General features: G+C 68.8%; 15 protein-coding genes. 6 read left to right on the top strand and 9 right to left on the bottom strand.

What is annotated here, in order from left to right; all coding sequences use genetic code 11:
• Positions 1-158: 158 nt before the first annotated feature.
• Positions 159-362, bottom strand: a complete 204-nt coding sequence (locus tag AC1VNX_RS10295; protein ID WP_483156611.1) for a hypothetical protein — start codon at positions 360-362, stop codon at positions 159-161.
• A gap of 398 nt (positions 363-760) precedes the next feature.
• On the opposite strand from AC1VNX_RS10295, the gene AC1VNX_RS10300 reads away from it, so the two are divergent.
• On the top strand, positions 761-1,219 hold the full coding sequence (locus tag AC1VNX_RS10300) for a low molecular weight protein-tyrosine-phosphatase (RefSeq protein WP_483156612.1): 459 nt from the start codon (positions 761-763) through the stop codon (positions 1,217-1,219).
• A gap of 7 nt (positions 1,220-1,226) precedes the next feature.
• On the opposite strand, the gene AC1VNX_RS10305 is transcribed toward AC1VNX_RS10300, so the two are convergent.
• The 8 genes from AC1VNX_RS10305 to AC1VNX_RS10340 are packed head-to-tail and all read right to left on the bottom strand — an operon-like array spanning position 1,227 to position 10,636.
• Positions 1,227-1,661, bottom strand: a complete 435-nt coding sequence (locus AC1VNX_RS10305; protein ID WP_483156613.1) for an acyl-CoA thioesterase — start codon at positions 1,659-1,661, stop codon at positions 1,227-1,229.
• The gene (locus AC1VNX_RS10310; RefSeq protein ID WP_295976904.1) at positions 1,661-2,962 is read right to left on the bottom strand and encodes a TRAP transporter large permease; all 1,302 of its coding nucleotides are present in this window, start codon (positions 2,960-2,962) and stop codon (positions 1,661-1,663) included. The genes AC1VNX_RS10305 and AC1VNX_RS10310 overlap by 1 nt, the downstream gene beginning before the upstream one ends.
• Positions 2,959-3,483 carry a TRAP transporter small permease gene (locus AC1VNX_RS10315; RefSeq protein WP_418116051.1) on the bottom strand — a complete coding sequence of 175 codons (525 nt, stop codon included), beginning with the start codon at positions 3,481-3,483 and terminating at the stop codon, positions 2,959-2,961. Before AC1VNX_RS10315 ends, AC1VNX_RS10310 begins: the two co-directional genes overlap by 4 nt.
• A gap of 3 nt (positions 3,484-3,486) precedes the next feature.
• Positions 3,487-4,539 carry a TRAP transporter substrate-binding protein gene (locus AC1VNX_RS10320; RefSeq protein WP_483156614.1) on the bottom strand — a complete coding sequence of 351 codons (1,053 nt, stop codon included), beginning with the start codon at positions 4,537-4,539 and terminating at the stop codon, positions 3,487-3,489.
• Between the two features lie 45 nt (positions 4,540-4,584).
• Positions 4,585-5,820 (bottom strand): alpha-hydroxy acid oxidase, encoded by a 1,236-nt coding sequence (locus AC1VNX_RS10325; RefSeq protein ID WP_483156615.1) that lies wholly within the window; start codon positions 5,818-5,820, stop codon positions 4,585-4,587.
• 6 nt (positions 5,821-5,826) lie between these two features.
• Positions 5,827-6,807, bottom strand: a complete 981-nt coding sequence (locus AC1VNX_RS10330; protein ID WP_483156616.1) for a Bug family tripartite tricarboxylate transporter substrate binding protein — start codon at positions 6,805-6,807, stop codon at positions 5,827-5,829.
• A 38-nt stretch (positions 6,808-6,845) separates the two neighbouring features.
• Positions 6,846-8,462 (bottom strand): indolepyruvate oxidoreductase subunit beta family protein, encoded by a 1,617-nt coding sequence (locus tag AC1VNX_RS10335; RefSeq protein WP_483156617.1) that lies wholly within the window; start codon positions 8,460-8,462, stop codon positions 6,846-6,848.
• Between the two features lie 14 nt (positions 8,463-8,476).
• A complete protein-coding gene (locus AC1VNX_RS10340) occupies positions 8,477-10,636 on the bottom strand; it encodes a thiamine pyrophosphate-dependent enzyme (protein ID WP_483156618.1) in 2,160 nt (719 codons plus the stop codon).
• A 107-nt stretch (positions 10,637-10,743) separates the two neighbouring features.
• Here AC1VNX_RS10340 and AC1VNX_RS10345 point away from each other — a divergent pair, with 107 nt between their 5' ends.
• From AC1VNX_RS10345 to xdhB, 5 genes are all read left to right on the top strand, one after another.
• Positions 10,744-11,658 carry a LysR family transcriptional regulator gene (locus AC1VNX_RS10345; protein WP_483156619.1) on the top strand — a complete coding sequence of 305 codons (915 nt, stop codon included), beginning with the start codon at positions 10,744-10,746 and terminating at the stop codon, positions 11,656-11,658.
• A 109-nt stretch (positions 11,659-11,767) separates the two neighbouring features.
• Complete coding sequence (locus AC1VNX_RS10350) at positions 11,768-13,021, top strand: NRAMP family divalent metal transporter (protein WP_483156620.1); 1,254 nt, start codon at positions 11,768-11,770, stop codon at positions 13,019-13,021.
• Between the two features lie 166 nt (positions 13,022-13,187).
• Positions 13,188-13,967, top strand: coding sequence for a TSUP family transporter (locus AC1VNX_RS10355; protein WP_483156621.1), 780 nt, complete (start codon positions 13,188-13,190; stop codon positions 13,965-13,967).
• Positions 13,968-14,164: 197 nt separating this feature from the next.
• Complete coding sequence (gene xdhA, locus AC1VNX_RS10360; RefSeq protein WP_483156622.1) at positions 14,165-15,793, top strand: xanthine dehydrogenase small subunit; 1,629 nt, start codon at positions 14,165-14,167, stop codon at positions 15,791-15,793.
• Positions 15,794-15,795: 2 nt separating this feature from the next.
• Positions 15,796-18,264 carry a xanthine dehydrogenase molybdopterin binding subunit gene (gene xdhB / locus AC1VNX_RS10365; protein WP_483156623.1) on the top strand — a complete coding sequence of 823 codons (2,469 nt, stop codon included), beginning with the start codon at positions 15,796-15,798 and terminating at the stop codon, positions 18,262-18,264.
• Positions 18,265-18,341: the final 77 nt, after the last annotated feature.

Below are 18,341 nucleotides of genomic sequence, written 5' to 3' on the forward strand. Positions count from 1 at the left end.
CGGGCGCAACCCTCTGCGAGGCGCGGCAGCGGGCCGCGTCGTTGTTGGAATAGGTCTTGGCGAAGGGGGCGCGCTATGGCGCCGACAAGAGGCGGGGTCCATGGTGTGCTCCTGGGTTGCTTGCGGGCTGCTCGAAGAGAAAAGGCGCGGAACGCGGCTCAGCGGCGGGGCACGCAGACCGGCTGCAGCAGCAGATAGCTGCGGATGCGGCGCGTGGTCCAGAGGGCTGCGGCCTGGTCGAGCGCGGCGTCCACGGCCGGGGCCGCTTCCACTGCCACTACGGCAGCGGGCGCAGCCACGCGTGCCGACGGACGAACACGCTGTTGTTCGTGCGGCAGACGACGAAAATGAAAGTGACGCATGACAAGGCTCCTTCGCACAGAAGGGCCTCGCGCACGGACGCACGCAAGCTGACTGAAATACTCAGTGACGAGAACGACGGGAATCGGGAGGAGGGGAGCCGCTCGCCGGAATGGCAAACGGGTCACGCTGTGTGCAACGACCGGCACGCAGCGCGGGAGAAGCCTGCGCTAGAGGGCCGGATGTGTCACGCCTGCCGAGGCACGCGTCTTGTCACTGATCCAACTGGCACTGTCCACGCACGGGGCTCCGAAATGAAGATTTCCGGATTGTTGCACCGCATCACGGGTGCGTCAACCCGCGAGAGGGTGTTCTACGATGCGGTTCGAGGGCTTGTTGCCTCAGTGTTGCGATTGCAGCAGGGCATGTGAAGCGAGCCTTTCAATCAGCATTCATTCCGATGAAGACACCGTCAGTTTTGTTTATCTGCACCGGCAACATCTGCCGCTCCCCCACGGCCCACACCCTGCTCATGCACAAGGCCCGGGCAGCCGGCTTCGACATCGAAGTCGACAGCGCCGCCATCTCGGACGAAGAAAGCGGCAACCCGCCCGACCCGCGTTCCGTTGCCGAGGCGAAGCGCAGGGGCATCGAGATGCACGCGCACGTCGCGCGGCAGGTGAAGAAGTCGGACTTCGAGCGCTTCGACCTGATCATCGGCATGACGGCTCGCCATTGCGCAGCATTGCGCGGCCTTGCGCCCTCGGGCACGGCCGGCAAGGTCCATCTGTTCACCGAGTACGCCGAGGGCATCGACGGCGACGTGCCGGACCCGTGGTACGGCGGACAGAAGGATTTCGTCGAAGTCTTCGACCTGATCGACCGCGGTGTGGACGGGCTGCTCGCGCGCTTGCGCTGAACCCCTGCTACTCGCAGAGCGCCCGTATCGACGGCGGAATCGCCACCGCCCGTATCCCTCCGCCCTCGCGCTTCGCCCCGAAGATGCGCACTTCCTCGCACTCCAGGATCAGCTCGCTCCCACGCGTCACGCGGTAGGTCTGCACGAAGCTCTTCTCGCGCCACTCGGTGATGCGTACCGTGATCTGCAGCGTGTCGCCGTAGCTCGCGGACTTCACGAATCGCGTGTGCGTGTCGACAAGCGGCGTGCCGATCACGCCCAGTGTCTGCGTCGTCTCCTCCCAGCGCGGCACGCCGCATTCGGCGAAGAAGTGGCGCGAGGCCGCGTCGATCCAGCGGAAGAAGTTGGGAAACCAGACGATGCCGGCGGGGTCGCAGTCGCCGAACTCCACGCGCACGGCGTAGACCACTTCCTTGTTTGCAGGGGTGCTTGTATTGCTCATCAGCCCATTCTCGTCGGCAGCCACAAGGCGATGATGGGGAACGCGATCAGGATCACCAGCCGAATGATGTCGGTCACGATGAACGGCAGCACGCCCTTGAAGATGGTGGTGAAGCTCACGTCCTTCACCACGCTCTTGATGACGAACACGTTCATGCCCACCGGCGGGTGGATGAGGCCGAGTTCCACCGTCATCACGATGATCACGCCGAACCAGATGGGGTCGAAGCCCAGGTGCACGATCACCGGGTAGATGATCGGCACCGTGAGGATGATCATCGCCATGGCGTCCATCAGGCAGCCCAGCACCAGGTACATGAGCATGATGAGCGCAAGCACGCCGTAGCGGCCGATCCCCAGGCCGGTGAGGAATTCGGTGAGCTTCTGCGGGCTCTGGGTAATGGTGAGGAAGTAGCCGAACAGCAGCGCGCCGATCAGCACCGTGAACACCGCGGCCGCCGTGCGCGTGGCCGACAGCAGCGCCTCGCGGATCTTCGGGCCGTCGAGCTTGCGCCGCACCAGCCCGAGGATGAAGGCGCCACTCGCGCCCACGCCGCCCGCTTCGGTCGGCGTGAAGAAGCCGCCGTACAGGCCGCCGATGACGAACACGAACAGCACCAGCGGCGCCCACACGTTCTTCAGGTCCTTCAGGCGTTCCGACCAGGGCTTGACCTCGCCGCCGGGCAGCCAGCCGGGCCGCGTCTTCACGATGACCGCGATGGTCAGCACGTACATGGCCATCGCGAGGATGCCGGGCACGATGCCCGCCATGAAGAGCTTGCCGATGTCCTGCTGCGTGAGGATGGCGTACACCGCGAGCACGGTCGAGGGCGGCAATATCGCGCCCAGCGTGCCGCCCGCGGCGATCACGCCGGTGGAGAACGACTGCGGGTAGTTGAAGCGCCGCATCTCCGGGTAGGCCACCGCCGAGAACGTGGCGGCCGTGGCCACCGACGAGCCACAGATCGCCGCGAAGCCGCCGCAGGCCACCACGGTGGCCACGCCGAGGCCGCCGCGCAGGTGGCCGATCATCGAGTTGGCGGCCTTGAAGAGCTCGCGGCTCACGCCCGAGACCGACACCAGCGCGCCCATCAGCATGAACATCGGGATCACGCCGAAGGTGTAGTCGGTCACGGTGCGCATGGAGGTCTGGCCCACCAGCTTCAGCGCGGGGCCGGGGCCCACGAGGTAGCTGTAGCCCACCACGCCCACCAGGCCCATCGCCATGCCCACCGGCACGCGCAACAGCATCAACACGAAGAGGGCGACGAAGCCCAACACTGCGACTGCATCGGGGCTCATTCGTCGGCCTTCTGTTCTGCGTGAACTTCTTCGAGTTGTTCGGGATGGAAGATGAGCCTGTAGGTGCGAATGGCGATCAGCAGCACGGCGCACACGTCGCCGGCCCAGGCCACGGCATAGAAGGGCCAGGTCGGAATGTTGAGGTCGTAGGTCTGCACGTTGTCGACATACGTGCCGCGCACCTTGTCGAACAGCATGATGGTCTGCACCGCCACCACGAAGAGCAGCACCAGCGTGGCGAACACGTCGATCACGCGCTTCATGCGCGGGCCGGCGGCTGTCCACACCAGGTCGACCGTGATGTGGCCTCCCCGGTAGCTGGTGGCGGCGATGCCCCAGAAGATCAGGATGCCCAGCAGCATGCGGCCGAAGTCGTAGGCGTCGGGGATCGAGGTGTCGAAGAACTTGCGCAGCACCACGGCCACGAAGATGTTGAGCGCGACGATCCCTACAAAAATGGCGGCGAGCCATTCAATCGTATTGATCGCGCGGTCCATGTAGCTGGCGGACCGGGTAGCCATCGCTCAGAGCGCCGATTTGTACTTGGCGAGGCTGGCCTTCAACGCATCCATCACCGCCTTCGGGTCTTCGCCGACCTTCTTCACGCTATCGGCCCACTGCGCTTCCGAAGGCGCCGCGGCCTTGCGCCATGCGTCGAGCTGCTCCGGCGTGAGCTTGTAGATCTCGTGGCCCGAGAGCGCCGCCATCTTGGCGTGGCCCGCGAACTCGAAGTCGGCCCACGGCCCGGCTACCTTCTGCGCCCATTCGCTGGTGCAGTGGTCGTCGATCACCTTCTTCTGCGCGGTGGACATGGCGTCGTACTTGCCCTTGTTCATCACCCACACGAAGGGCGTGACGTACAGCGGCACGTCCATGTGGTACTTCACGACCTTGTCGATGCCGAACAGGCCGATGGAGCCCCACGGGAAGGTGATGGCGTCGGCCACGCCGCGCTCCAGCATGTCGCGCGACTCGGGCGCCGAGGCCTGCACGTTGGTGCCGCCCAGCGAGGTGATGAGCTGCCCCACGGTGCTGGTGGCCGGACGCACCTTCATGCCCTTCACGTCGCCGGGCACGGTGATCTTCTTGCGCGAGTGGAAGGTGCCGGGGTCGTGCACGAAGGCGAAGCAGTACTTCACGTCCTTCATTTCCTTGGCCGCGTAGTTGCGGTACCAGGCGTCGATGGCGGCCGAGCCTTCCTTGCCGTTGGCGAACAGGAAAGGCAGCGACGCACCCGCCATCACCGGGAAGCGGCCCGGCTGGTAGCCCGGATTCACGTAAGAGAAGTCGGCGATGCCGTCGCGCGCCATGTCGTAGTGGTCGAAGGCCTTGCCCAGCTGCTCCGACGGGAAGAGGATCGCGGTGATGGTGCCGCCCGACTCCTTCTTGATGTCGTCGGCCCACGCCTGCAGCGCCGGGTTGAGCGGGTGCTGCGCGGGCACCCAGCTCGACAGCTTGAGCTGCACCGGCTTGTCCTGCGCCTGGGCGGCCGGGGAGATCAGCGCGAGGGCTGCGGTGGCCGCTGCGAGGCTCGTGGCCAGGCGACGGAACGGACGGGATTGGCGATGGGCTTTCATGGTCTCCTTCGTTGTGTTGTGTGTCTCTACGAGTGAATCCGCAATCTAGGCAGTCGCGTGCGCGGGGTAAATGGAGGCTTTCCCGTGCGTATTCACAGGTGCAGGGGTAGCCTGTTCGGCGTGCGAACGCGGTGCATGCAATTCGACGTGCCTGCGTCCGAGTTCATCGACGCGCGAGGCGCCCAGCAAGGTCATCGTGCGTTCGGTCTCCTGCGCGAGCAGCTGCAGCACCGAGAGCGCTCCCTGTTCGCCGCCGCAGGCCAGGCCATAGACCGGCGCGCGGCCCACGAGCGCCGCGCTGGCGCCGAGCGCGAGCGCCTTGACGATGTCGCTGCCGCGCCGCATGCCGCTGTCCACCAGCACCGGGATGCGGCCGCCGACCGCATCGAGCATGGCCGGCAGCGCGGCGATCGTGGCCGGTGCTGCATCGAGCTGCCGGCCGCCGTGGTTCGAGACCACGATGCCGTCCGCGCCATGTCGCAGCGCGCGGCGCGCATCCTCGACGCCCAGCAGGCCCTTGACGAGCAGGGGCCCGTTCCAGAGCTTGCGCAGCCAGCCCAGGCTGTCCCAGGTCAGCGTGCGGTCCATGGCGCGCGAGAGCAGCGCGGCCTGCGTCTGCGCCGAGACCGGCGCTCCGTCGTCTTCATCCGGCAGCAGGTTCGCGAACTGCGGCATGCCGCCGCCGGCCAGCCGCAGCAGCCATGCAGGGTGCCGTGCCATGTCGAGCACCGTGCCGGGCGTGAGCCGCATGGGCACGCGAAAGCCGTGGCGCAGGTCGCGTTCGCGCAGCCCGCTGACGGGCACGTCCACCGTGAGCACCAGCGCCTCGAAGCCCGCGTTGCGCGCGCGGCGCACGATGCGCTCGGCGATGGCGCGTTCGCCCATCACGTAGAGCTGCATCCACAGCGCGGCGTCGGGCGCGGCGTTGCGCACGTCCTCGATGCGCGTGTTCGAGGCGGTGGAAAGAATGAAGGGCACGCCCGCCGCCTGTGCTGCAGCGGCCAGAAGTGCATCGGCGCGCGGCCGAACGAGGCCGGCCAGCCCGATGGGCGCGATGGCGAAGGGCGCGCGCCAGCGGCGGCCGAAGAGTTCGGTGCCGATGTCCACCTTGCTGGTGTCGCGCAGGCATTCGGGAATCAGCGGCAGCGCTTCCAGCGCGTCGCGGTTGCGCTGCATGCAGCGCTCGTCCTCCGCGCCGCCGTCGATGTAGTCGAACACCAGCCGCGGCAGCGCGCTCCGGGCGCGACGCCGGTAGTCTTCCACGTTGAGCAGTTGGGCCATCCCTGTTCAGTCCGCCGCGATCCGGCGCTCGCGGATCAGCGCGCCGAAGCGCTGCGAGTCGGCCGCCGCGCGCTGCTGGAACGCGGCCGGCGAGCCGGGCTGCGGCTCGCCGCCGATCGACGCGATGCGCTCCTGCACGGCCGGCAGCGCGAGCGTGCGGTTGATCTGCGCGTTGAGCTGCGCCACCACCTCGGGCGGCGTTCCGGCCGGGGCGTAGAAGCCGAACACAGTGTCGGCGTCGAAGCCGCGCAGGCCGGCCTCGTCGAGAGTGGGCACGTCGGGAAAGAGCGGCGAGCGCTTCGGGCTGCCCACGGCCAGCAGCCGCAGCTTGCCCGCGCGCACCTGCGTGAGCGCGATGCCGGGGTCGAAGGCGTAGTCGATCTGGCCGGCCAGCAGGTCCTGCAGCGCGGGTGCCGCGCCGCGGTAGGGCACGTGCAGCGCGAACAGGTTGGCCTGCGTCTTGAACATCTCGCCCGCGAGGTGCGGCGAGCTGCCGTTGCCCGGCGAGCCGTAGGACAGCTTGCCCGGGTTGGCCTTCACGTACGAGATGAACTCCTTCACGTTCGCCGGCGGCAGCGAGGGCCGCGTGACCAGGAACACCAGCACGCGAGCCGCTGCGGCCACCGGCACCAGGTCCTTCGCGGGGTCGAAGCTCATGCGCGAATACAGATGCGGGTTCACCGACACCATGCCGCCCGAGCTCATCAGCAGCGTGTAGCCATCGGCCGGCGCGCGCGCCACGGCCTCGCCGCCGAGGTTGCCGTTGGCGCCGGCGCGGTTCTCGATCACCACCGGCTGCTTCAGCGATTCCTGCAACGGCTGCGAGATGGCGCGCGCGATCTGGTCGGCGGCGCCGCCGGCCGGGAAGTTGACGATCACCTTGATCGGCTTGGCGGGCCAGGCGTTGTTGGCATGCGCCGGGGCGAGCATGGCAGCGGCGGCCAGTGCCAGCAGGCATCGTCGCCAGGGAAGGGCGGGGCGGGTCATCGGGCTTGTCTCCTTTTCTTGTGTTTCGTGCCGTCCGGTCAGGCCTTGACCGATGGCGGCCGCTTCATCCAGCGGATCGGCTGCGCCTGCACCGGCCGTGGCGCGGCACCGTGCGCGGCCAGCGTGGCGTCGAGCGCTTTGCCACCCTCGTCGGCCAGTGCCGCTTCGCGCGCCGCCGCGATGGCCGTGGCACGAGCCGGGGCGGGCAGGGTGTTGCGGCCCGCCAACTCGTCGATCACGTGCAGCAGGTTGTGCTTGCCGCGTTCGTTGGTGCTGCCGTAGCCCTTGATGAGCCGCCCGCACAGCGCCACTTCGTGGCCCAGCGCCCAGGTCTCGCGCGTGCCCGCTTCCACGGCCTGGAGCCAGCGTTCGATGAGCGCCTGCTCCTCCGCAAAGCGGCTGCCCCGGCGGCGCAGCCAGCGCAGCGAGGCCAGCAGCCGCAGCGAGGCCATGCCCAGCACCGAGTGGCTGCCCACCTTCAGAGGCAGTGCCCAGGGCGCGAGGCCGCGCGACTGGCGGCCCCGGTCCCAGGCCGTGACGCGGCGCGAGAGCGAGGGCGGCAGCAGCGCCGCGAATTCGGCCGCGCCTGGCTTGAAGTGGTCGTAGACCTTCACGATGTCTTCCTCGCCGGCTCGCACCTCGCGCCGTACGCGCTGCGCGCGGCTGGCTCTGCCCTTGAGCGCGGCCACGCGCACGATGTCGTCGAAGGCCATCCACAGCGCGAGCCAGCGCGCGGCCTCGCGCGTGATGGCGAAGCCCCGCGCGCCGGCCGTATCGGCGGCGCGCTCCGCATCGAGCACGCGGCCCAGCCGCTCGGCGTAGAGCGATGCGTAGGCGGCGTCCTGGTAGTCGAGCACGCGGGCATGGCCCAGCGCGAGCATGTCGTGCACGGCCGGCGGAAAGCGCCGCGCCAGGTCGGCGGGCATGGCTGTGGCGGGCGGCGGCGCGTCGTTGGTGTCGCCGGCCATCACGCTGCTCACGAAGGCAGCCTGCGCGCGCGGCGCGTTCACCGCGTCGAAGGCCGAGGCGAAGCCGCGCAGGCTGGCGGCCGCCATCTTGCTCAGCTTCTCGGGGGCGCTGGTGTCGCCGCCGCGCACGACGTGCTCGTAGGCCTCGCGCGGGAACGGGAACAGCCCGCTGCCTGCGATGGCGCCGAGCATCACCGCGCTGACCACCGTGCCGCTGTCGCGCGCGATGGCGTTCATGTCGAACACATGGTGCTCGCGGCTGAAGGCCTTCACCACGTCGAGCAGCCGCTGCGCGTCGGCGCGGCCGTCGCCGGGGACCATGCGCTCGGCGGTGGTGAGGATGCGCGCCGACGAACTGATGACCAGCGTGCGCTGCGGCGCGCTCATTCCGTTGCCGATCTGGCGCGCGGTTTCCAGCAGCTCCGAGGAGACGATGGCATCCAGCGCGCCCGGCACCGGGCTCAGGCTGAACACCGGGCGGCGTCCACCGAGCTGCGAGAGCGGCACCGGGAACATCTCGATGTAGTAGGTGGTGGCGCCGGTGCGCTGCGCCACGCCGGGAATGGACGTGCTCTGCGCCGCGTAGCCGGCATGGCGCGCGGTGTCGACCAGCCATTCGGTGAGCACGCCGCCGCCTTCGCCGCCGAGGGCGCAGACGAGCAATGTGATGGGGCGGTTCTGTTCCATGGTTTCCTCGCCCCTCATGCCGGTTGAAGTGCGCGCACGAACGCGCCGCGCAGGCCGTGAAGCAGCCGCTCGTGCCATTTCGGGTTCTGCACTACCTCGGCCCGGTAGAAGCTCGGGCACAGCGTGGCCGCGTGCGCATTCGCGCCGCACAGGCCGCAGCCCACGCAGCCGTCGATCACGGTGGCGACAGGGTCAACTTTCAGCGGATCTGGGTTGTCGCGCAGCGTGAGCGTGGGGCAACCCGACAGGCGGATGCAGGCGTGGTCGCCGTTGCACACGTCCTCGTCCACGCCGTACTTCACGCGCACCACGCGCTCGCCCTTCTTCAGCAGGCCGGCGATCCACGGCTTGATGCGGCGCTGGCGCTCGAGCTGGCATTCGCCCTCCGCGATCACCACCTTCAGGCCGTCGAAGTCGCTGGTGAGCGCCTCGGTGAGCGTCTTGCGCATGCGCTCCACGTCGTAGGTGGTCACGGTGCGCATCCACTGCACGCCCAGGCCCTTGAGCGTGGCCTCGATGGTCTGGTTCTTGTCGACCAGGCTCTGCTGCTTGTCCTCGGCGCGTTCCTTGATCTCGTCGTCGGGCGTCGAGATGATGTCCTGCGTGCCGGTGGCCGAGGTGTAGCCGTTCTTGAAGATCAGCAGCACCGCGTCGTCGCCGTTGAAGAGCGCGCTCTGCACGCCGGTGAGCAGCCCGTTGTGCCAGAAGCCGCCGTCACCCATGATCGACAGGGTGCGCCGGTTCATCATCGGCGCCACGCCCGCGCGGCTGGCCAGGCTCATGCCGTAGCCGAGGATGGAGTGGCCCATCGAGAACGGCTCGAAGGTGCCGAAGGCGTGGCAGCCGATGTCGGCCGCGATGTGCACCGGCCCGGTTTCCTGCTGCGCGAGCTTGAGGGCCGAGAACACCGGCCGCTCCGGGCAGCCGACGCAGAAGCTCGGCGGCCGGTTGGGCAGCGGCGTGCTCAGCCGGCGCGCCACGGCCTCGCGGCGCTCGCGGTTGCCTGCCAGCCAGGCCTGCGCCGAGTCCGAAGCCTCGCCCGGCTCGATGTACTTTGCGGCGAAGGCGCCGATGCCGCCCGAGAGCACCTCCACGCCGTATTCGCCTGCGGAGGGCAGCATGTCCTTGCCGTGCAGCAGCGTCTGGATGTCGCGCCGGCGCAGCAGCGTGGCGATGTCCTGCTCGATGTACTCGGGCTGGCCTTCTTCCACCACCAGCACCGCGCGCTTGCCCACGCAGAAGTCGGCGACCTGTTCGGGCACCAGCGGGTAGGTCACGTTGAGCACGAGGATCGGGATGTCCGTCTCGCCGAAGGCGTCGGCCAGGCCCTGCTGCTGCAGGCTGCGGATCAGCGCGTTGTAGAGCCCGCCCTGCACCACGATGCCGAGGTCGGCATGGCGTTGCCCCGGCATCAGCTCGTTGAGGCCGTGCTCGACGATGTAGCGCCGCGCGGCGGGAATGCGCTCGTCGCCCTTGAGCTTCTCGTGCCTGAAGGTGACCGGCGGATGCGCGAGCCGCATGTAGTCGAAGCCGGCAGGCTCCTCCATCAGCGCGCGCGTGGAGACCGTGGGCGCGATGTTGTCCTTGCACTCGAAGCTGCCGCGCACGTGGCAGGTGCGGATGCGCAGCTCCATCAGGCAGGGCATGTTCGAGCTTTCGGAGAGGCGGAAACCCTCCTCGACCATGCGCACCATCACGCCGAGATCGGGCCTCGGGTCGAGCAGGCACATGCTCGACTTGAGCGCGTAGGCATGCGTGCGCTCCTGGATCACGCTGGCGCCCTCGCCGTAGTCCTCGCCCACCACGATGAGCACGCCGCCGGTCACGCCCGGCGACGACAGGTTCGACAGCGCATCGGCCGCCACGTTGGTGCCGACGATGGACTTCCACGTCACCGCGCCGCGCAGCGGGTAGTGGATGGAAGCGCCGAGCATCGCCGCGGCCGAGGCCTCGTTGGAGCAGGCCTCGACGTGCACGCCCAGTTCGTCCATGTAGGCCTTGCCCTGGACCATCACGTCGAGCAGGTGCGACACCGGCGCGCCCTGGTAGCCGCCGACATACGCCACGCCCGACTGCAGCAGGCCCTTGGTGATCGCGAGGATGCCCTCGCCGTGGAAGGTGTCGCCCGCGCCGAGGCGCAGCATTTCCACTTCCTTGCTGAATGAAACTTCCATCTTGTCTCTGTCTCTTCTTTGTTCTGGGGCCCGGGTGGGGGCACGGGAGTGTGGGGAGTGTGGTCGGCGGTGCGCCATACCTCAATAAAATGAGGCAGCTATCCAATATGAATACGGTGCATATCGACACGGTCGACCTCAACCTGCTGCGGCTCTTCGACGCGGTCTATCGCGCGCGCAGCGTGAGCCGCGCAGCCGAGGCGCTCGGCCTGACGCAGCCGGCGGCCAGCCACGGCCTGACCCGGCTGCGCCTGCTGCTGGGCGATGCGCTCTTCACCCGCACCCCCGGCGGCGTGGCGCCTACGCCGCGCGCCGACCGGCTCGCGGTGGCCGTGCAGGCGGCGCTGGCCACGCTGGAAAAGGCGCTGCACGAGCCCGATCGCTTCGAGCCGCAGGTGTCGCGCAAGACCTTCCGCATCCACATGAGCGATATCGGCGAGGGCCGCTTCCTGCCGGCGCTGATGGCGCGGCTGCGCGAGCTGTCGCCGGGCGTGCGGCTGGAGACCATGCCGCTGGCGCCGGGCGACGTGGCGACCGGCCTCGACAGCGGCAAGGTCGACTTCGCCTTCGGCTTCCTGCCCGGCGTGAAGGACACCCAGCGCGCCCAGCTGCTGAAGGACCGCTACATCGTGCTGCTGCGCAAGGATCACCCCTTCGTGAAGCGCAGGCGCAGCGGGCAGGCGCTGCTGGAGGCCCTGCAGGAGCTCGACTACGTGGCGGTGCGCACGCACGCCGAGACGCTGCGCATCCTGCAGCTGCTGAACCTGGAAGACCGGCTGCGCCTGACGACCGAGCACTTCATGGTGCTGCCGGCCATCGTGCGCGCGACCGACCTCGCGGTGGTGATGCCGCGCAACATCGCGCGCGGCTTCGCGCAGGAGGGCGGCTATGCCATCGTGGAGCCGCCCTTTCCGCTGCGCGACTTCACGGTGTCGCTGCACTGGAGCAAGCGCTTCGAGGCCGATCCGGGCAACCGCTGGCTCAGGCAGGTCATCACCGACCTGTTCTCCGAGCGGGCATAGCCGGTGGCAGGTGCGAAAAGGGAAGTTCGCGCCCGGCCAACGTTTTTTCGCCGATGGCCGTTGAGGGTTCATGCGCCCGTCAGGCTGGGCGTGCCACTATCCGCCTGCCATGAAGAAACGCATCCCCTCATTCCTGCGCCATGTCGGCCCCGGCGTCGTCACCGGGGCGGCCGACGACGACCCGTCCGGCATTGCCACCTACACCCAGGCCGGCGCCCAGTTCGGTACCGGGCTGCTGTGGACGGTGTTCCTGTCGCTGCCCTTCATGGTGGCGATCCAGCTGGTGTCGGCGCGCATCGGGCGTGTCACCGGCAAGGGCGTGGCGGCCAACCTGCGCGAGCACATGCCGCGCGGCCTCCTGATCGTGCTGGTGTCGCTGCTGGTGGTGGCCAACACCATCAACATCGCGGCCGACATCGCCGCCATGGGCGAGGCGCTGCAGCTGGTGGTGGGCGGGGGCGCGCACTTCCACGCGCTGGTGTTCGGCGTGGTGACGGTGCTGCTGCAGGTGTTCGTGCCGTACCGCAAGCTGGCCCACATCCTCAAGTGGCTCACGCTCACGCTGTTCGCCTACGTGGCGGCGGTGTTCGCGGTGCAGGTGCCCTGGGCGCAGGTGCTGCACGACCTGGTGGTGCCGAAGCTGCAATGGCGCGGCGACTACTGGATGATGATCGTGGCGCTGCTGGGCACCACCATCTCCCCGTATCTCTTCTTCTGGCAGGCGTCGCAGGAGGTCGAGGAGCTGCGGCTCAAGGGCGGCCGCAAGGGCACCGACCAGGAGGTGCGGCACGACCTGAAGCGGGTGCGGCTGGACACCTGGATGGGCATGACCTTCTCGAACCTCATCGCCTTCTTCGTGATGGTGGTGGGCGCGGCGGTGCTGTACGCGGGCGGGGTGCACGACGTGACCTCCGCCGCGCAGGCTGCCGAGGCGCTGCGCCCGCTGGCCGGCGACTTCGCCTTCTGGCTGTTCGCCGGCGGCATCATCGCCACCGGGCTGCTGGCCGTTCCCGTGCTCGCGTCCTCGGCCGCCTACGCGGTGGCCGAGGCCTTCGGCTGGGAAGAGGGGCTGGAGCGGCACTGGCGCGAGGCCAAGGAGTTCTACGGGATCATCGCGGTGGCCACGCTGGTCGGCACCGCGCTCGACTTCACGCCCATCGACCCCATGAAGGCGCTCTACTGGAGCGCGGTGATCAACGGCGTGGTGGCGGTGCCGATCATGGCGGCCATGATGATCCTCGTGACGCGCGAGAACGTGATGGGCGTGTTCACCTCCGGGCGCCGCACCCGCTGGCTGGGGTGGGGCGGCACCGCGCTGATGGGCTTCGCCGCGCTGATGATGGGGTGGGACCTGGTGCGCTGAATCGGGGCCCCGGGCGCGGCGCGTTATTCTTGGGCGCCTGCGCCCCTCGCGTTTCCCGTTGTCCTGACTGCTCCCGAATGTCCGTTTCGTCCGTTCTTTCCCGCGCGTTCCTCCGCGCACGCCATCCCCGTCCCGCGCTCCCCGCCGCACTCTGACGGCTTCTCCCGTGCAAGCGACTCTTTTCCAGGCCGGCCCCGTGCTGGTCTTCATGGCCTGCGTGGCGCTGGCCACCTACGCGCAGAACCTCACCGGCTTCGCGTTCAGCCTGATCCTGCTCGGGCTGGTGTCGGTGCTGCACGTCGCCAGCGTGAGCGACACGGCCAATGCGGCCACGGTGCTGAGCCTGATCAACGCCTGGACCTACTTCCGCGCCCGGCCCGGCGTGGTGCCATGGCAGCTGATGAAGCCGGCGCTCAACGGCAGCACGGTGGGCGTGATCGTCGGCCTGATGCTGCTGACCTGGCTCAGCGGCGGCGCGGTCGACTGGCTGCGCGGGCTGCTGGGCGTGTCGATCCTGGGCTGCGCGGTGCTGCTGGTGCTGCAGGCGAGGCCGCTGCCGGTGGTGTCGGGGCGCACGAGCTTCGCCGTCATCGGCGGGCTTTCGGGCGTGCTGGGCGGGCTCTTCTCCAGCTCGGGGCCGCCCATCGTGTTCCACATGTACCGCCAGCCGCTGGACCGCGAGCTGGTGCGCCGCGCGCTGCTGTTGATGTTCGCCTTCAACTCGCTGGTGCGGCTGGTGATCGTGGTACCCACGGGGCATTTCTCGCTGCATTCGGCGTTGCTGGCAGGCTGCGCGATGCCGGTGGTCTACGGCGTGACGCGGCTGCACCATCGCCTGCCCAACAAGCTGCAGCCGCGCACGCTCAAGTGGCTGGTCGGCGGGCTGCTCGCGGTGGCGGGTTCGACGCTGGTGGCCACCGCATGGGTGGCCATCGCGCACCGCTGAGCCTCACCCGAGGCCGCCCGAGGCCACCCGAAAATCGCCCGGTGGCCCGGGAATTGCAACCTCCACGCAAGGGTTTCCCCGTACGTGGCATACCGGCCCCCACATACGCGTTATGGGCGCCTCCGTATGCAAGACGCCGGACAAGCCGCTAACGTCCATGACTGACCCATGACGGGTCGCCCACGAGCCCCAAAAGCATGAGCACCGACAGCAGCAAGATTCAACCGATCCGCTTTTTCCATCGCGGAAAGATCGTCGACGTCACCGGCGTCCACCCGACCCGTTCAGTGCTCGACTGGCTGCGCGAGGACGCCCGCTGCACCGGCACCAAGGAAGGCTGCAACGAAGGCGACTGCGGCGCCTGCACCGTCGTCATCGGCGAGCTGGCCGCCGACCCCCAGGCCCCCGGCACGGTCGACGGCCTGAGCCTGCAGACCGTCAACGCCTGCATCCAGTTCCTGCCCACGCTGCACGGCAAGGCCCTGTTCACGGTCGAGGACCTGAAGGCGCAGGCCCAGTGCCAGGCCAAGACGCAGAACGCGGACACTGGCCACCATGGCAAGCACCCGGTGCACACGCTGCACCCCGTGCAGCAGGCCATGGTCGACTGCCACGGCTCCCAGTGCGGCTTCTGCACGCCCGGGTTCGTGATGTCGCTGTGGGCCAGCTACGAGCACCACCAGGCCGAGGGCACGCAGCCCACGCGCCAGCAGCTGGCCGACGACCTCTCGGGCAACCTGTGCCGCTGCACCGGCTACCGCCCCATCCTCGACGCCGGCCAGCGCATGTTCGACCTGCCCTCCGTGCGCCTCGACACCAGGCCCGTGGTCGCCGCGCTCACCGCGCTGCAGAACGACGGCCTGGACCTGAACTACGCCGCCCCGCTGGGCGCGCGCATTGACCACTTCCACGCCCCCAAGACCCTGGCCCAGCTCGCCGCCCTGCGCGAGCAGAAGCCGCGCGCGCAGCTGCTGGCCGGCTCCACCGACGTGGGGCTTTGGGTCAACAAGCAGTTCCGCGACCTGGGCGACATCATCTACGTGGGCGACGTGGCCGAGTTGAAGACCATCGAGGATCGCCCGGACAACGGCGGCGAGCTCTACATCGGCGCCGGCGCCTCGCTCGAATCCGCCTTCGCGGCGCTGGTGGAGCGCGTGCCCAGCCTGGCCGAGGTGTGGCTGCGCTTCGCCTCGCCGCCGATCCGGCATGCCGGCACCATGGGCGGCAACGTGGCCAACGGCTCGCCCATCGGCGATTCGCCGCCGGTGCTGATGTCGCTCGATGCGCAGATCGAACTGCGCCGAGGCGATGTGGTGCGCCGCATGCCGCTGCCCGAGTTCTATCTGGACTACATGAAGAACCAGCTCCAGCCGGGCGAGTTCGTCCAGGGCCTGGCCGTTCCGCACGCCGCGATGCGCCGCCAGGTGCGCGCCTACAAGATCAGCAAGCGCTTCGACTGCGACATTTCGGCGCTGTGCGCGGGCTTCGCCATCGAGCTCGAGGCGGGCAGCGACACGGTGAAGGCCGTGCGCCTGGCCTTCGGCGGCATGGCCGCGACCGTCAAGCGCGCCGCGAACGCCGAGGCCGCGCTGGTCGGCAAGCCCTGGACCCAGGCCAGCGTCGCCACCGCCAAGCTCGCGCTGGCGCAGGACTTCAAGCCGCTGTCGGACATGCGCGCATCGGCCGACTACCGGCTGCTGGTGGCGCAGAACCTGATCCAGCGCCTCTGGCTCGAAACGCGGGCGGAGGAGGCGCTGTCCATCGAGGAAACCAGCGTCTGGAGCGTGATGCCCCATGCCGTCAATGCGACTGCGCAAGGAGTCTGACCATGAACAAACCCATCGACGCCCGCCTGCTGCAGCCCGCCGAGGCCTTTGCCGACTACCTGACCAACAACGCCGCGCGCATCGACGTGGGCGCCGAGGCGCTGGCGCACGAGCGCGGCATGCGCGTGGGCATCAGCCGCCCGCACGAATCGGCGCACCTGCACGTGGCCGGCGAGGCCACCTACATCGACGACATCCCGGAACTCGCCGGCACGCTGCACTGCGCGCTGGGGCTTTCGCCGGCCGCCAACGGCCGCGTCACGGCGATCTCGCTGGACGCCATCCGCGCGATGCCGGGCGTGGTCGCGGTCATCACCGCCGACGACATTCCGGGCACAAACGACTGCGGCTCGATCATCCATGACGACCCGATCCTGCTGCCGGTGAACGACGGCGGCGAGATCCGCTACCTCGGCCAGCCGGTGTTCGCCGTGATCGCCGAGACCCGCGACGCCGCGCGCCGCGCCGCGGCGAAGGCCAAGGAGGCGCTGACCATCGAGGCCCAGCCGCCGGTGCTCACGCCGCAGGCCGCGCACGAGCGTGGCCAGTATGTGGTGCCGCCGATGCACATCGTGCGCAGCGGCGGTGCCGCCAACGAGGGCGACGAGGCGGCCGTGCGCACCGCCATCGCCAATGCGCCGCATCGCCACAAGGCCACCTTGGACGTGGGCGGACAGGAGCAGTTCTACCTCGAAGGCCAGATCAGCTACGCCATTCCGAAGGAAGGCGGCGCGTTGCACATCCACTGCTCCACGCAGCACCCGAGCGAGATGCAGCACCTGGTGGCGCATGCGCTGCACCTGCAGTCGAACGAGGTGCATGTCGAGTGCCGTCGCATGGGCGGCGGCTTCGGCGGCAAGGAATCGCAGTCGGCGCTCTTCGCATGCGTGGCCGCCATCGCGGCGCGGCAACTGCAGCGCCCCGTGAAGCTGCGGCTGGACCGCGACGACGACTTCATGGTCACGGGCCGTCGCCACTGCTTCTGGTACGAGTACGAGGTGGGCTACGACGGCGAGGGCCGCATCCTCGGCGCCGAGATCACCATGGTCTCGCGCGCCGGCCACTCGGCCGACCTCTCGGGCCCGGTGATGACGCGTGCGCTGTGCCACTTCGACAACGCCTACTGGCTGCCCAACGTGGCCATGCACGGCTTCTCGGGCAAGACCAACACGCAGAGCAACACCGCGTTCCGCGGCTTCGGTGGCCCGCAGGGCGCGATCGCCATCGAGAACATCCTGGATTCGGTGGCCCGAGAACTGAAGCGCGATCCGCTGGACGTGCGGCGCGTCAACTTCTACGGCAAGACGGAGAACAACGTCACGCCTTACCGCCAGACGGTCACCGACAACATCGTCCACGAACTCGTGGCCGACCTGGAGGCCAGCAGCGACTACCGCGCGCGGCGCGAGGACATCGCAGCCTTCAACGCGAAGAGCGCGGTTCTCAAGCGCGGCCTGGCGCTGGCGCCGCTGAAGTTCGGCATCTCCTTCAACGTGAAGCACTTCAACCAGGCCGGCGCGCTGGTGCACGTGTACACCGACGGCTCGATCCTGGTGAACCACGGCGGCACCGAGATGGGGCAGGGCCTGAACACCAAGGTGGCGCAGGTGGTGGCGCACGAGCTGGGCGTGAGCTTCGAGCGGGTGCGCGTCACGGCCACCGACACGACCAAGGTGGCCAACACCTCGGCCACGGCCGCATCGACCGGCGCCGACCTGAACGGCAAGGCCGCGCAGGACGCGGCGCGGCAGATCCGCGAGCGCCTGGCCGAATGCGCGACCGAGCGCCATGGCGGCAAGGCGAGCGAAGTGCGTTTTGCCAACGACGTGGTCGAGGTCAACGGCCGCTCGCTGGCCTTCAGCACCGTGGTGGGCGAGGCGTACCTCGACCGCAAGCAGCTGTGGTCCGACGGCTTCTACGCCACGCCCGGCCTGAGCTGGGACAAGGACAAGATGCAGGGCCGTCCGTTCTACTACTACGCCTACGGCGCGGCGGTGAGCGAGGTGATCGTGGACACGCTCACCGGCGAATGGAAGCTGCTGCGCGCCGACATCCTGCACGACGCGGGCAAGTCGCTGAACCCGGCGGTGGACATCGGCCAGGTCGAGGGCGCCTTCATCCAGGGCATGGGCTGGCTCACCACTGAAGAGCTGGTGTGGCACCCGCAAAGCGGCAAGCTCACCACGCACGCGCCCAGCACCTACAAGATTCCGACCGCCAACGACTGCCCGCCCGTGTTCAACGTGCGTTTGTTCGAAGGCCAGAATTTCGAAGACTCCATTCACCGCAGCAAGGCCGTGGGAGAACCGCCGCTGCTGCTGCCGTTCTCGGTGTTCTTCGCGATCCGCGACGCGGTGTCGGCGGCCGGTGGGCACAGGGTCGATCCGCCGCTGAAGGCGCCGGCCACCAGCGAGTCGATCCTCCGAGCCATCACCGCCGTGCAGGCGGTGGAACCCACATCGGCCGAATGACAGCGGGCCGTGCTCGCACGGTCCGAGCTTCACTTCCACACCCGGTTTCGCCAAATGCTGCGCTGTATAACTGTTCG

Source organism: Variovorax sp. TLI9-5A, from assembly GCF_056867935.1.

Excerpts from the sequence above, each read along its gene's own strand:
- AC1VNX_RS10340 (WP_483156618.1), bottom strand. The coding sequence starts at position 10,636 with ATGGAAGTTTCATTCAGCAAGGAAGTGGAAATGCTGCGCCTCGGCGCG.
- AC1VNX_RS10305 (WP_483156613.1), bottom strand. The coding sequence starts at position 1,661 with ATGAGCAATACAAGCACCCCTGCAAACAAGGAAGTGGTCTACGCCGTG.
- AC1VNX_RS10330 (WP_483156616.1), bottom strand. The coding sequence starts at position 6,807 with ATGACCCGCCCCGCCCTTCCCTGGCGACGATGCCTGCTGGCACTGGCC.
- AC1VNX_RS10315 (WP_418116051.1), bottom strand. The coding sequence starts at position 3,483 with ATGGCTACCCGGTCCGCCAGCTACATGGACCGCGCGATCAATACGATT.
- xdhB (WP_483156623.1), top strand. The coding sequence starts at position 15,796 with ATGAACAAACCCATCGACGCCCGCCTGCTGCAGCCCGCCGAGGCCTTT.
- AC1VNX_RS10300 (WP_483156612.1), top strand. The coding sequence starts at position 761 with ATGAAGACACCGTCAGTTTTGTTTATCTGCACCGGCAACATCTGCCGC.
- xdhA (WP_483156622.1), top strand. The coding sequence starts at position 14,165 with ATGAGCACCGACAGCAGCAAGATTCAACCGATCCGCTTTTTCCATCGC.
- AC1VNX_RS10335 (WP_483156617.1), bottom strand. The coding sequence starts at position 8,462 with ATGGAACAGAACCGCCCCATCACATTGCTCGTCTGCGCCCTCGGCGGC.
- AC1VNX_RS10295 (WP_483156611.1), bottom strand. The coding sequence starts at position 362 with ATGCGTCACTTTCATTTTCGTCGTCTGCCGCACGAACAACAGCGTGTT.
- AC1VNX_RS10325 (WP_483156615.1), bottom strand. The coding sequence starts at position 5,820 with ATGGCCCAACTGCTCAACGTGGAAGACTACCGGCGTCGCGCCCGGAGC.
- AC1VNX_RS10320 (WP_483156614.1), bottom strand. The coding sequence starts at position 4,539 with ATGAAAGCCCATCGCCAATCCCGTCCGTTCCGTCGCCTGGCCACGAGC.
- AC1VNX_RS10310 (WP_295976904.1), bottom strand. The coding sequence starts at position 2,962 with ATGAGCCCCGATGCAGTCGCAGTGTTGGGCTTCGTCGCCCTCTTCGTG.
- AC1VNX_RS10345 (WP_483156619.1), top strand. The coding sequence starts at position 10,744 with ATGAATACGGTGCATATCGACACGGTCGACCTCAACCTGCTGCGGCTC.
- AC1VNX_RS10350 (WP_483156620.1), top strand. The coding sequence starts at position 11,768 with ATGAAGAAACGCATCCCCTCATTCCTGCGCCATGTCGGCCCCGGCGTC.